This is a genomic window from Stenotrophomonas sp. YJH_SMC_6, from assembly GCF_059371335.1.
This window is the reverse complement of record NZ_JCAFUM010000001.1, coordinates 335,512-349,317: the sequence shown is the minus strand read 5'-3', so window position 1 is coordinate 349,317 and position 13,806 is coordinate 335,512. Positions and strand designations below refer to the sequence as shown.

The following is a 13,806-nucleotide window of genomic DNA, read 5'->3' as shown; positions in this document are numbered from 1 at the left end:
GCAGGGCTACCCGCGCTGCTGCAACCTCATCCGAACATCCCCCAACGCTGGCACAGTGCAGGAGAACTCTCTGCCGATCTGCTGGAAGCCATCCCTGCAGCAATAGAGCCTGTTGTCCTCGGCCAGGACAGATACAAGCCGCATCAGCAGCCACTCGTCGGATTCATCACCACCGTCGTCCAACTCGAAAACAAGCAGAATTTCCTCAGCAACGTCTACAGGTGGGCAAAACGCTGCATCGCCAAGGTAATCCACGAGTTCCCGACCCTTGAAGATTTCGACCCTGATGAAGGGATCCAGATCCCCTTGGGCTCCACTGCCACTGATCTCCCACTTGTTGACCTTCAAGTCAATGAAACTGCAATCATTGAGATTCTCGTCGCTCTGGAAATAGGAGACGGGAAGGTCACCCCATGCTGCACGTAGCCACACGCTGCGCTGAGGCAAGACGATCGAGGAGTGCGCGGAAATTGCGTACTTTCTACTCATGCCTATCCACGGAAATTGACCCCCAGGAAGGGGCGACGGAATTTTCCTCAAGATACTCCTCAAGGTCTCTGAACGGAGAGACCCCGATGGCAGCCAAGGAGAACCACACGACATCACATTCGTCGCAGACAAATATCTGAGTACCGCACCCCTTTACCTGGGCCTTCAATACCTCACCCTGCTCGCAACGAGGACAGATCAAACGGCACCCCACTGCACCCGGGTCGCAGATACAACTTTACTTGCCATGCTACAAATAATCTCCCAGACCTTTCACGCCGATGGTACAGGTGGAAAGCCTCTTACTATCAATCATCGGCCGCCAACCATCACTGACAGTGGAAGTTGAACGCGTCCGAGGGGCTCCCGCTGCCGATGGCACCAATCAACAGGAAAGGGAACTCCGCTCCATTTTTTGAGATCCTCAACGGTTACCCCTCGTCGAAAACAAATTGATCGAGGGATCCGCGGCACGGCCCAAGGCAGCCCCGACCAGATGCGTGTTGTCACCCATTTTCACCTGGAGCCAGCTCCCCTCCACAGCGGCGATTCCTGGTTGTTCAGGGAAGCCAAGGTGGTAATCGTCATTGCCCACAGGTGAAATCCAGACCAGTCCAAACGACGCATCAGAAAGGAACCAGATGCTGTCCTCGTCGAGATCCACCCGATCTCTTCTGGTCGGCCATGCACGGCGTGGAACATCCAGTTGCTCGTCAACATTCCCATCGGCGAAGACGCCATCAGCGGCAAGCTTCAGCCTTCCGTCTGTCATCAACATCTTCACCATCGAAAAAATCTTCTGTCTGCTCCGCGAAGTTGATCCCACCTCCATCCAACTCCATGGCCATGTTCCTCCAAAGCACTCCCATGGAGTATCCACGGGAGTAATCTAGCGCGTTCCGGGCTGCCTCATAAATCATCTCAAATGGACTTTCCTGACACCCCCATCTTCAGCAACGGCGACAACCTTGAGAATCATCTTCTACTCCACTCGACCGGCATGTTGAGCTTCGAAAAGTCGACGTTCGGCGCTTCTACCGGAGCCACCTGGTATATGTCTCGGATAACAGCATTGGCCTTGTTGGGACCGCACTTCTGATACACCTCACACCCGGCTACCGGCGAATCCACCAAGCCGCGATCATTACCCCCCACAGCACCTGCAGCTGCGGCCAGCGCCTCCTTCTGCGTTTTCTCGGAGGTGCTGGCAATCACACTGTCCGTCAACGTGTTGAGGTTGCCAAGGCCTCCCGCGCTTCCATTCGCTGTCGAGGCTGCGCCCAGAAGTGCGGAAACGAAGTTGCGGTAGGCGTCTGGATGCTTGTCGGGCTCATCCGGTCGCGTCCCATGCTTCAGATGGCCGTTGCCACCATTGTAATGAGTGCCATCCTCCTGGACATGTGCAAATGAATCACCGAAAAGATGCAGGATCCTCTGGTTTTCCGCATTGGAGAGAATATCGGCCTTCGCCGTTGGATTGTCCTGATTTTCCTTCAGCTGGATCAGGATCTGCGTGACCTTCTCTCCAAGGTCCTGCTGCATCTTCACCACTTCTTCCGGGCTCTTGTTGCCATCCAGCCCGTGGTGATCAATCTGATCTCCCTTGGATCCCAATCCTTTCACGTAGTTCTTTACCGTGATCGCATTACGGAAATCGGTGTCGGGCGACCAGGCGGCCAACGCAACTGCCTTGGCATCCTGCTCGGAGAATCCGGCGAGATACAGGACAGTGGCCATGGTCGAGTAGTGCCCCACTTCGCCCCAATTGTTGTCCGCCGCGTTCTTTGCAGCGCCGCTGCCCACCCCTGCGGTCATCAAGCCATCCTGGAAGGATCCCATCACCGCGCCGCTGGCACTGACGATCGCGCTCACAGTGTCCTGCTCGGCCGAAGTGAGGTTCTTGCTGTCCTTCCCGAACAGCAGCCTGGACACCGCGGGTGCAGCAGCCTCTGCGCCCGCTGCTGCGATGGCGCCGACGAGAGCGCTATCGCCACCCGCAGAAGCGATCGCAGCACCAAGCACCGCATGCGCAAGCAGATGTGTTGCTGAACCCTCGCCGCCTCGATCGCCATTGTCCGCGACGTTGCGAGCCGGGTTCTGCTTGAAGTACTGGCCAATCTGGTAGGAGACGGCAGGCGCCAGTGTTCCCGCGAGAATCTCGCCGGTGCTGCCGGACGATGCCGCCAGACCTCCCGCAATGGCAGTCACCAGTACACCGGCCTTCTGAAGGCGCTCGATCTCCGCGTTCGCCCGATCGGTAGCAATGGCCAGCGCCAGCTTCTGCTCGAGGCTTGTTTGCGGATCATTCATAGCAGCCGTGGCGTTGTCCCTACGCCGCTTGGCCTGATCAATCGAGGCGTTGATATCACCACGGATCTGCTGGCCAGTGCTGATTACCGTGCCTGCCGCAGCGGCCAGCGCCTGCTGGTCAGCCAGCAGCTTGGCGGTGTTCGGGAGCGCTGCGATGGCCTCGTGCGCGGCAGTGGCATCGGTGTTCAGTCCCAGCTCCGACGCCGTGGTCTTCTTGCCGCCGATGGTGATGTTGCCTTCGGTCAAGGTAGCCCGCGTACTGGAACTGTCGCTGCCGCGTTCGTGCATCGGCACGCCACCACTGAAGTTGGCCGTATTGAGCTTGCCGAAGTCACCCGAAGACAGTGTGTTGCCGATGTCCTTCAGCTGCTGCCCGCCACTCGGGGGCGGAAGCTTGTTGCCATTGGCGTCGGTCTGCGCCTTGCCTGTGCTTCCGAATCCGCCGCTGATGCTGCCGGAACTGGCCTTGTACGCCATCTCGTTCTGCAGGTCGGTGAAGGTGAGGCTCTGCGCCGACAGTTCACTGTTGGCTGCATTGGTGCTGGTGATCGCGCCGCCCACAAGGTTCACCTTCCCGGCATCGACGTGATAGCCGCCGTTGCCGGCGAACAGCCCCGATTGCTGGCCTACGCCCTGGTAGTGCCCGTCAGCCTTGCCGGCACTGGCATTGCCGCTCACATTCCAGGCCGTACCAAACGACACCTGCACGCGACCACCCACCTGGCTGTTCCTGGACATGCTCTCGGCCATGTCCTGCAGGGATTCGACGGTCAGCATGCCGCCGGTCTGGACGTCGATACGGTCGGCGGTGGCGGTTGCACCGCGCAGGATGGTATCGCCCTCGGCTTTCATCGAGATGTTCTTGCCGGTCAGCGTGGTGTTCTGCCAGGTGCTGCTGTCCGAGTTGGACTTGCTGCTGCCAACGCTGGCCTCTGCATACACGTACACACCGGTCTGCGCACCAACCGAAACGCCCACGCCCACTTCGGCGCCGGCGTTGCTGCTCTTGCTGCGATCCGTGACGTGTGCCTTGCCTGCTTCCAGCCGGATGTCGCCCGCCGAATCCAGACTGAGCGTTCCACCCGCGCTCAGATTGCCCTGCACCACGTGGATGTCACCCTGCGTGCTGGTCAGGTTGACGCTGCCGCCGCCCTGGATGGTGGAGCCGCGTGATACCTGGCTGCTGCCATCGGCGCTGCTACTGGCGGTCTTGAAGCCGACACCTGCTTCGGCGCTGAGCAGCGAGCCACCACCGGCATTGCCGCTCATCGCAGAGATCGCACTGGCCGCCTGGTACGCATTGCCGCCCGCTGCCATGCTTTGCATGGCCTGGAGGCGCCCATCGGACTTTCGCGCCGCATCGACGTTGTTGATCAGGTCGATCAGCGGCGACTTGACCCGCGCAAAGGCGCCGATCTTCAGGTCATCGTTACTCTGCGAATAGTGCCCCGACTCATCGGCAGTCAGCAGTTCGATCTCTGCAGCGCTGATGTTCACATCCTTGGCTGCCACCACGTTGCTGGCCGTCTGCGTGTACTTGCCATCGGCAATGATATTCACGTTGCCACCAAGGCTGCCCACGTTGCTGGACACCTGCGCGACCTGGCCCCGGTCGTCGCTGTGCTTCTCACGATGCCAGCCGGAGAACTTCTCCGTATCGGAGATCTGCACCGTGCCGATCGCCCTGCTGTCGGAGTGGTTGGCATTGGTGACCGTATCCTGTCCACTGCGGATCGTCAGGTCACCCGCTGAACGGATCGTGACGTCCTTCTGTGCCGCGATGTTGGCTGCGGTCAGGCTGATGTCGCCCTCCGTGGTCGCCATGCGCACGCTACCACCTACCGACAACTGCGTGCCGGTGATGGTGTCGCTCTGGCCCATACCCTCACTGCGCGCGTTGTTGGTGCCGACCGGAAGGCCGGAGCTGTTGGTGGCAAGGCCCCACCCCTTGCCGCGGCTGTCGCGGTCACTGCGCTCGGTGTTGTGGGCCACGTCAAAGGCGATATCGCGCGTAGCCAGCAGCACGGCATCGCCTTCCGCTGACATCTGCGCACCCTGGCTGGTGATCGATCCACCGTTGGCGATCAGCGAAAGATTGCCGCCCGCGCTCAACTGCGTGACCCGCGCGTCACTGCTGGAGTGGGTCTGGTTGCTGTTCGAGCGCTGGCTGCCCGCTGTCACCGCTGGCATCACCGCTGCAGCCACACCGGCCGCCATCCCCTCGCCCGTACGCGTGATACGCCCCATCATCGTGCCGCTGTCGGCCATGCCTTCGGTGGCCTTATCGCGCGCACTGCGATAGGCCTTGGCCGGGTCATAGGTGACGCCCACCGAGAACCCGCTGGACTTGCTCGATTGGCTGACCTGGCTGTCCACCGTGTCCTGGCGAGCGAGCAGGTTGATGTCCTTGCCGACCAGGGCCAGATCCCTGCTGGCGGCTACATCGGAAGCTGCAATGGTCAGCTGGTTGCCGGCGCTGATCACCACGCTTCCCTCGCGCGACGCGATTGCCGATCCCACCTGGGTGGTGGACTGCTCAGCCTGCGCGCTGTTGCTCCTGGAACTCGAGTAGCCCACCGAGGCCGTTCCGTTGGAGAAGCCTCCTGTAACGCCGGACTTTTTCCTGCTTTCGCTCGATTCGCGGCTGAGGTGATCCTCTGCGGCGGCGATCAGCACGTTGTTGCCCGCTGCCAGCGACACATTGCCGGTGGCATCGACTACCGCACCAACGGCCGTGAGATCTCGCCCTGCGCTGACGCTGATGCGCTCGCCCTGCAATCCAGTACCGATCGCGTAACTGCCGTCGCTCTCGGCGTGCGTGGTGGTAGTCGTGCTCGACAGCGTCTTTCTCTTCTTGTCGTAGGTATCGAGCGTGAAGTGATGTGCCTCGTTCGCCGAGAGAAGATTGACGTCGCGTCCCGCCGCCACGCTCAGCGTGCCATCGGCACTGGCAACCTTGGCAGCGGTCAGATTCACATCCCGGTCGGCCGCGAGCAGCAGACTGCCATTGGCCTGCAGCTGGCTTCCACGTACGACCTCGTCGGACTGGGTGACCTGACGCGAACTGCGCTTGCCTGCAACCGCGCTGTCGAAACTTTTGCCATCCACTACTGCGAGGCTGTTGATATCCCCCTCCGCGCGCAGCGCCATGCCGCCAGCCGCGGCAAGCTGGGCCGCGGCCAGCGTGATGTCCTTTCCTGCCGAAAGCACCACGTCACCGCCGCCCTGCACCGACGACACGGCGTGGGTGGTCTGGCTGCCGTGCTGATGGTTTCGATCATCGAAAGTCGCATCCTGGCGCTGATCCAACGCGAGCGCTCCGAGTTCGATGTTGCCGCCGGCCACAAGCTGGGTGATGCCCTCCTTTCCGGCGTTGTGGATCTGCGCCGCCTTCAGGCTGATGTCGCCACCCGCCGCGACTGACAACGCACCATCACCATTGGGGTTGGTCACATACAATCCGGCAACCCGATCAATGCGATTGGTCTCGTACTGGTAGGTGCCACCGCCCCGCTGTGTCTCCACCGTGGAGGCTACCGTGACATTGCCCGCTGCCTTGACCGACAGCGCATCGGTGGCCGTCACAGTGGCACCGGTGATGCGGATGTCCTTGTCTGACGACAGACCGACGTACTGGCCGGAAATCCCGCCGCCCAGGTGCTCGATGTTGCCCGCGTCGATGGTTACCAGCTTGCGGCCCGCGATGTTGCCGGTGTTGACCAGGCCATTACCCAGCTTGATATCGACATTGGCGCCGGCCAGCAGTGCACCCTGCCCATCCAGGTCGCCCGGGCGCAGGCGCAGGTAGACCTGCGGCACCAGCGCGGTGGCGGTGCTGCCATCGGCCAGGGTGACGGTCTGCTCGACCAGCCAGACGATGTCGCTGGTCAGCTGTGCCATCTGTGCTTCGGTCAGCGCTACGCCGGGGCGCAGGCCCCACTCGCTGGCCACGGTTGCACCGGCTTCCAGCAGCGCGCGGTACTGCGCCTCGTCGCTCGCGTAACCGTCGAGGAAGCGGCGTCCGGTTAATTGGCCGATCTGCTCGCGTACCAGCTTCTGCTCGTAGTAGCCGTCACCGAGCCGCTTCTGCACGGTATCGGGCGAGTAGCCCATCTGGCCCAGCAGGTGGTCCGAGCTCAGCCAGGTCTTGTGGTCGGTGAAGCGCGGATCGGTCTCGACCAGGTAGTGGCCACCGTTGGGATTGACGTTGAACAGGCTGGCGCTCGGCGCGCGCGTGTCCGGTGCGCCCATCGCGATGCGGTCCGGCGATCCGCCGCTGGCCGCAACCACGCGCGGCCCGGACGTGGCGCTGTTGCCGGTCACACCGCCGACGCTGCCGCCCTGCTGGGTGCCGGCGGCATCGGCCGCCTGCGCCAGCGCGCGTTCGGCACCGGTGCCGGTGGACTGGCCCGGCCCCTGCGCACCGCCTTGGCCCGGCCCATCCGGCAGCGCCTTGGGCCCCTGCACGTTGAGGTTGGCCATGGCCGAACCGTTCTGCACGTTCGGTGCGTTGCGCCCCTGGTTGAGGTTGCTCAGGTCACCGACATCGATGACAAGCGTGCCACCACTGGTGATGCTGCCGCCGATCCTGCCGATCTCCTCCGAGATCGTCTCATTGCTCCAGGTGACCCGTTCGTTGCTGTAGGTGTGGCCCACATTGTTGAATTCATGGGTGCGGAACAGCGTCTGTGCCAGATTCTCCACCTTCGCCGTCGCGGTCAGCCCCACGATGCTCAGATTGCCCCCTGCGGCGATGCTGCCGTAGTGGTTCTTCAGATTATCCGTGCCGATGCGCATCGCGCCACCGGAGCGGATCACCGCATCGGCCCCCACCCCGGCGCCGAGCACATCTTCGGTCACGGTCCGGGTAGCGATACGGTACTGCTCGTTGCTGCTGACATCGCTACCACCGGAGCCACGCGGGTTGGTCAGCGTGTGGTCCGGATCGCTGTAGTCCTTGTAGGTCCACAACTGCACGCAGTTGGTGGTGCAGGTTCCGTAGTTGCTGGAATAGGTCAGCTTGTCGTCGACATAGCGGAATGCGGGTGCATTGGGATGCAGGCCGCTAAGTTCAGTAAAGGGGTCATCCGCCCCCACCCGCACCTGGTCCGGATTGACCTGGTTGTCCTGGCGACCGACGTAGTACATGACCACCGTGCCGTCCTGCACGTTCAGGCGTGCACGCTCACCCAGACCGGCATACAGGCCGCCACGTCCGAAGAAGTAGGCACTGGTCTTCGAACTGAGGCGGACCACGGCACGGTGCACGACGAATCCATCGGGCGTGATGTGCGGCGTGTCTTCGAGGATGTCGGCAGGGTCGAGGTAGTACACCTCGTGAGCGGAGTAATGGCTGGTACTGCGGATGTCCTCTGTGCCGTTCTTGCCATTGCGCCACCATGCGGGGCGATCCAGGCGTACCGGATCCATCACGGACCTGGTCTGCGAGATGACCACGTTCTCGCGGATGTTGTTGACCACCTGCGCATCGATGGACAGATTGCCGCCCACATCGATGACCGAGCTGATGTTGTCGATCCGCCCTGCAATGCCGCTGGCGATCCGGTCGGCGCCGAGCGCGCCACCGATGGCCGCATCACCGCCGCTGTAGATCAGGCCCTTGCCGGTGTTCTGCAGTTCGCGCACGCCCAGGTCCAGCCGCTCGCGTGCGGCCACGGTGCCGACGCGGGTGGCACCATCGGCCTCTTCGGCGCGGTTCTTCAGCACGCCGGTGGAGATCGCCACGTGGTCACCGTAGATGCGTCCGGTGCCGAGATTGTCGATCTCGCCGGCCTCCAGGTGCGTCAGCGCGCCATCGATCAGGCCGCGGTTGGTCAGCTGGCCACGGGCATTGAGGTGGGTCGTACCCTGGCTGGAGATCTCACCCGAGGCTGCGTTGGTGATGTTCTGGGCGTTGAGGTCGAGGTTGCCACCGCGCACGACACCCTGGTTGTCGAGGTCGCCGGACAGGTTCAGCGACAGCGTGCCGTTGGCGATCCATTCGCCACGATGGCGCATGCCCTGCTGCAGGGTAAGGCCGAGGTCACGCTGCGCATGCACCTGGCCGTCTTCGCTGAGCACACGTGCCACCAGGGTCTGGCTGCCATCAGCGCGCAGCAGGCCACCGCTGTTGGCGACGTTGTCCGCCTGGCTGTCCAGGTTGCCGCCGGTGCTGATCACGCCGCCGGTGTTCTGCAGCTGGCCGTTGATCTGCAGCCGCGCACTGCCATCGGTGACGACCTGGCCCTGGCTGTTGTCCAGCCACTGTGCACCGAACTGCAGCTGGCCCGCCTGCAGCCCATGCGTGCCGTCACCGCCACGGGTGTTGCGGTTGTCCACGCTGGCGGCCGTGAGGGTCAACCGCTGGCCGGCCGCGATCGCGCCGGCGGCGTTGTCCAGGTGCCCGTCGAGGGTCAGGTCGAGGTTGCGTCCGGCCTGCACGCGACCACCGGCATTGGCCAGGCTCGCCGCCCGCAGCGAAAGATCCGCAGCGCTGGCAAGTGTTCCACCGGCACTGTTGTCAACGCGGGCCAGCAGCAGACGCGCATCGCCTTGTGCATTGACTGCGCCGCCACGGTTGTCCAGCACACTGCCTTCCAGCTGCAGCTTCCCGGCCGCCAGCAGCCCACCGCTGCCGGCCGTGAAACGGTTGTCGATGTCCTGCCCGGCCGTGTTGATGGTCAGGTCGGCCGCCGACTGCACGCGACCGCCCTGGTTGTCCAGAACGCCACTGTGCACATTCAGCGCGCCCTTCTGCGTACCCAGCGTGCCGGCGCGGTTGTCCAGCCGCTGGCCGCGGGTATCGATGTCCAGCTGGCCACCCAGCAGCGTGCCCCGCTGGTTGTCCAGGCCGTTACCCTGCAGCTGCAGCCGTTCGCCGGCCTGCATCGCGCCGTCGCTGTTGTCCACGCCTGCCGCCGTGGTCACCGTCAGGTCCTTGCCAGCGACCAGGGTGCCGTGGCGGTTGTCGAGACTGCCGGCGTCCAGGGTCACCGTGCCGGTGCTGGACAGCAGGCCCTGCTCGCCATTGTCGAGACGACCGTCAACGCCCAGCACCAGCGTGCTGCCGCCCGCATGCACGGTGCCGCCCTGGTTACCAAGGCTGGCCGCGGTGACCGTGCCGGCACCGCCGAGCAGGATGCGGCCCTTCTGGTTGTCCAGCGCCTGGCCGATCGCCAGCGTGGAGTGCCCGGCGCCTGCGCCCTGCAGCGTGCCCTGCGCATTGTTCAGCTGCTGCGCGATGACATCCAGCGCGCCATTGCTGGCGAGCGAACCGCCGCGATTGTCCAGCACACCCTGTACGCGCAGGCGCAGCGCATCTTCACCGGTTGCGGTGAGCGTGCCACCGGCGGTGGTCAGGGTGCCGGCGCTGATGGCGACGCGACGCGCCGAGGTGGTCGCTCCACTCAGATCGAGCGAGGCGCCATCCAGCACGAAGCTGCCGTTGCTGAGCACGCTGCCGCCCTTGCCCAGCAGGGCCTGCGCCGAGACCTGCAGCTGGCCGCTGCCGGCGTGCTGGATCCTGCCTGCACTGTTGTCCAGCGTCCGGGCCAGCAGGGTCAGGTCGCCATTGCTGGCCAGCGTGCCACCGGCATTGCCCAGCGCCGTCGCCTTGACGCGACTGGCGCCTTCGCCGCTGGCGATGATGCGGCCACCGGCGTTGTCGAGCGTGGTGGCCTCAAGGTCGAAGCGATCGGCGCCCAGCGTCGCGTCACGATGATCCACGTCGTCGGCGCGCAAGGTCAGTGTGGCCGAGGAGACCAGCGTGCCCTTGCTGCCGTCCAGGCGGCCGGTGGTGATGTCCAGGCCCTGGTTGCCGGCCTGGCGGATGCTGCCGCCACTGTTGTCCAGCCGTGCGGCGGCGATCGTCAGGCGGTTGGCGTTGCTGGCGATCGTGCCTTCGTGATTGTCCAGCGCACCGACGATCTGCAACGTGCTGTCGGCCGTTCCGGCGCCGCTGAGCGTGCCCGTGCGGTTGATCAGTTCACCGGCCTGCACATCCAGTGCCCCGTTGCCGGCGATCGTGCCGCCACTGTTGTCCACGCGCTGCGCCACGTGCAGCCGCAGCGCGTCGCTGCCGGTCGCGCTGAGGTTGCCGCCGGTGTTGTCCAAGCGCTGCGCATCGATGGCAATGCGCTCTGCCTGGGTAGTGCTGCCGGCCCCCAGCAGCAGGTCGCCGCCCTCAAGTTCCAGCGCCGACTGGCTGAGGATGCGGCCGCCCGCACCCTGCAGGCTGTCGGCGCGGATCTGCAACGTACCGCCGCCGGCGTGTTCGATTGCACCGCTGCGGTTGTCCAGGCTTGCCGCCTGCAGCCGCAGATCACCGGTACCGGCCAGGCGGCCGCCGTCGCTGTTGTCCAAGCGCTCTCGGGCCTGCACCTGCAGCGCGCCGCTGCCTGCCGCCAGCACCTTGCCGCGCTGGTTGACCAGGCCGCCAACCTGCAGCTGCACCTGGCCATTGCCGGAGATGCCGCCGCCGCTGTTATCCAGCGTGTCGCGCACCGTCAGCGCCACGCCCTGCGTACCGGCCGACTTCAGCGTGCCCTTCTGGTTGTCGATGCGACCGGCGTCGATGCGCAGGCCGCCGTTGCCGACGATCTGGCCGCCCTGGTTGTCGAGCGCATCGCGTACGTCCAGTGCCAGCTCCGAGACACCCTGCGAGACGATCTGGCCCTGGCGGTTGCGCAGTGCCCTGGCGTGGATCTGCACACTCTGCGCCGACGTCGTACCGCCGCTCACATCCAGCTCGCCCCCGGACAGCACCAGTGCACCGTTGCTGAGCAGGCGCCCCTCGCTGCCATGCAGCGTATTGGCCTGCACGCTCAAGCTCCCGGTGCCAGCCTGCTGCACCAGGCCCTTGCTGTTGTCGAGCGTGGTCGCGGTCACTATCAGGTCGCCGTTGCCGGCCAACGTGCCACCTGCGCCGTTATCCAGGTTCGACGCCTTCACCGAACTGGCGCCGGTTCCGAGCGACAGCAGGCTGCCGCCGCGGTTGTCCAGCATGCCAGCCACGATGTCGAATCCCGCCGCACTGAGCGCACCGTTGCGCAGGTCGGCGCTGCCAGTCGTCCAGTGCAGGCGCCCCACCGTGCTCAGCCGTCCACCGGGACCAGCCCAGTCACCCGTGTCCAGCGTGAGGCCACCCTCACCGGCATGTTCAATGCGGCCACCGGCATTGCCGACCTGGCCTGCTTGCAGCGCCAACTGCGCGGCGTTGGTGGCTAGCAGGCCGCCGTCATTGTTGAACAGACCCTGCACCGTCCACGACGATGCCGCCTTGCCGGCGTGCCGCAGTTCACCCCCGCGGTTGTCGAGCGACTGCGCATCCAGCCGCAGGCCGCCGGCTACGCTCAGCGCACCCTTCTGGTTCGACAACAGGCCCACATGCAACGCGGCATCGCCATGCACCTGCAGCGTGCCGCCATCATTGCGCAGCTCGCCCCCAGCCTGCAGCGCGCTCACTCCCAGGCGACCGCCGCTGTTGTCGAGTCCGGCACGTGCGGCGAGCGATACCGCACCACCATTGGCGATGCTGCCGCCGTCATTGTCCAGCATGCCGGCGATGGCGATCAGGCCCTCGGCCATCGGTACCACTGGCGAGGTCGGCGTGCCGGTCGAGCCGCCGCCGGTACCCGGCGTCCCCGTACCCGGGGCACCGGTTCCCGGCGTTCCTCCGCCGCTGCCCGGCGACGTGCCGCCCCCTGGGCCACCGCCGTTGCCACCGGACGCGACGGCATCCAGCGCACCCAGCAGACCGTTGCTGCGGTTGCGGGCCGCTTCGGCCTTGAGCGCCAGCGCCTGCACACCAGTCTGTTCAATGGTGCCGCCATGGTTGCGCAGGCCCTGCGCCTCGACCTGAAGGCGCTGTGCGTTGAGCTTGCCGCCGCTGTTGTCCAGCGTGCCGCCGGTGGTGATCGCAACCTCGCGCGTGGCGGCGATGGTGCCGGCATTTGCAAGATCACCGCGCGCCTGCAAGCGCACGTTCTGCAGCGACTGCAGTGCGCCGGTGTTTTCCAGGCGGCCGCCCACCGTCACCACCAGCTCACCGGCCTGCGCGCCGATGCTGCCGGCATTGCGCACGCCCACGCCGTGCTCGTTGCCGACCAGCCAGATCTTGTTGGCGAACATGCCGCCGAGAGCGCCCACGTCCAGCGCGAAGGTCGGTACCTCGCCATTGGCCGGGATCAGGCTGGCCTGGCTGTGGTCGGCATTGACCACGTTGTTGCCCAGCGTGGCCTGCAACTGGTTGGCCCAGATGCCGGCGTTGACCTTCAGTGACCGGGTGATCAGGTCGGTGTAATCAGCGCGGCTGGTGTCCAGGCCCGCTCCATCGATCTGGATCGCACCACCGATGACGCGGTAGCCCTCCAGTGCCCCAGCACCCGTGAACATCGGCGTGCCGGTGGTCAGGGTCACGCGGCTGGCGTTGAGGAAGCCGCCGCCGTTGACCTGGATGCCGGCCGGGTTGGCGATGATCACCTCGGCGCGCTGCCCGGCCACTTCCACGTAGCCGTTGAGGCGGCTGGCCGGACCGTTCACTTCATTGAGGATGACCCGCGCACTGCCGGTGGCAAGCCACGGATTGCCCTGCACCCAGCCACCCAGCTGCGTCTGCACCTGGCCGCGGGCGTTGTTGAGGATGACGCCCTCGCGTCCGACATCGAACTGCGAATAGCGGTTGCGCGACACACCCGCCGCCGACGGCGTGGTGATGTTCACCATCGGCACACCATTGGGGGCCGTCACCATCGTCGGCCGTTCACGGCCCGGCGCATTGGGGTCGGAAATGATGCGCGCATCGGACTGCGCCAGTGCAGGAGTTGCCAGGCTGACCCAGCCCAGTGAGCACATCAGTGCGAAGCCCAGCGGCGACAGCGCGGCGCTCCGCCGGCCCGGCGCATGGCCGACCAGGCCACCGCCACCCTTCACCAGCTCCGACGCCACCTGCCAGACGCGCAGCGCGCGGTTGAAAACCAGACGATAGATAGTGTTCATGTCACGTGTCCT

The 13,806-nt window shown here is 65.0% G+C and carries 3 protein-coding genes; all 3 read right to left on the bottom strand.

Annotated features, from left to right (window positions below; genetic code table 11):
* Positions 1-6: 6 nt before the first annotated feature.
* Positions 7-489: a hypothetical protein gene (locus AC5P9N_RS01645; RefSeq protein ID WP_099484369.1), complete on the bottom strand. Its 483-nt coding sequence runs from the start codon at positions 487-489 to the stop codon at positions 7-9.
* 424 nt (positions 490-913) lie between these two features.
* Positions 914-1,276 carry a DUF596 domain-containing protein gene (locus tag AC5P9N_RS01640; RefSeq protein ID WP_158230120.1) on the bottom strand — a complete coding sequence of 121 codons (363 nt, stop codon included), beginning with the start codon at positions 1,274-1,276 and terminating at the stop codon, positions 914-916.
* A 188-nt stretch (positions 1,277-1,464) separates the two neighbouring features.
* A complete protein-coding gene (locus AC5P9N_RS01635) occupies positions 1,465-13,794 on the bottom strand; it encodes a hemagglutinin repeat-containing protein (RefSeq protein ID WP_239500696.1) in 12,330 nt (4,109 codons plus the stop codon).
* Between the last annotated feature and the right edge of the window lie 12 nt (positions 13,795-13,806).

Bases quoted from the DNA above. Each gene is read 5' to 3' on its own strand.
- AC5P9N_RS01645 (WP_099484369.1), bottom strand. From the start codon at position 489: ATGAGTAGAAAGTACGCAATTTCCGCGCACTCCTCGATCGTCTTGCCT.
- AC5P9N_RS01635 (WP_239500696.1), bottom strand. From the start codon at position 13,794: ATGAACACTATCTATCGTCTGGTTTTCAACCGCGCGCTGCGCGTCTGG.
- AC5P9N_RS01640 (WP_158230120.1), bottom strand. From the start codon at position 1,276: ATGGTGAAGATGTTGATGACAGACGGAAGGCTGAAGCTTGCCGCTGAT.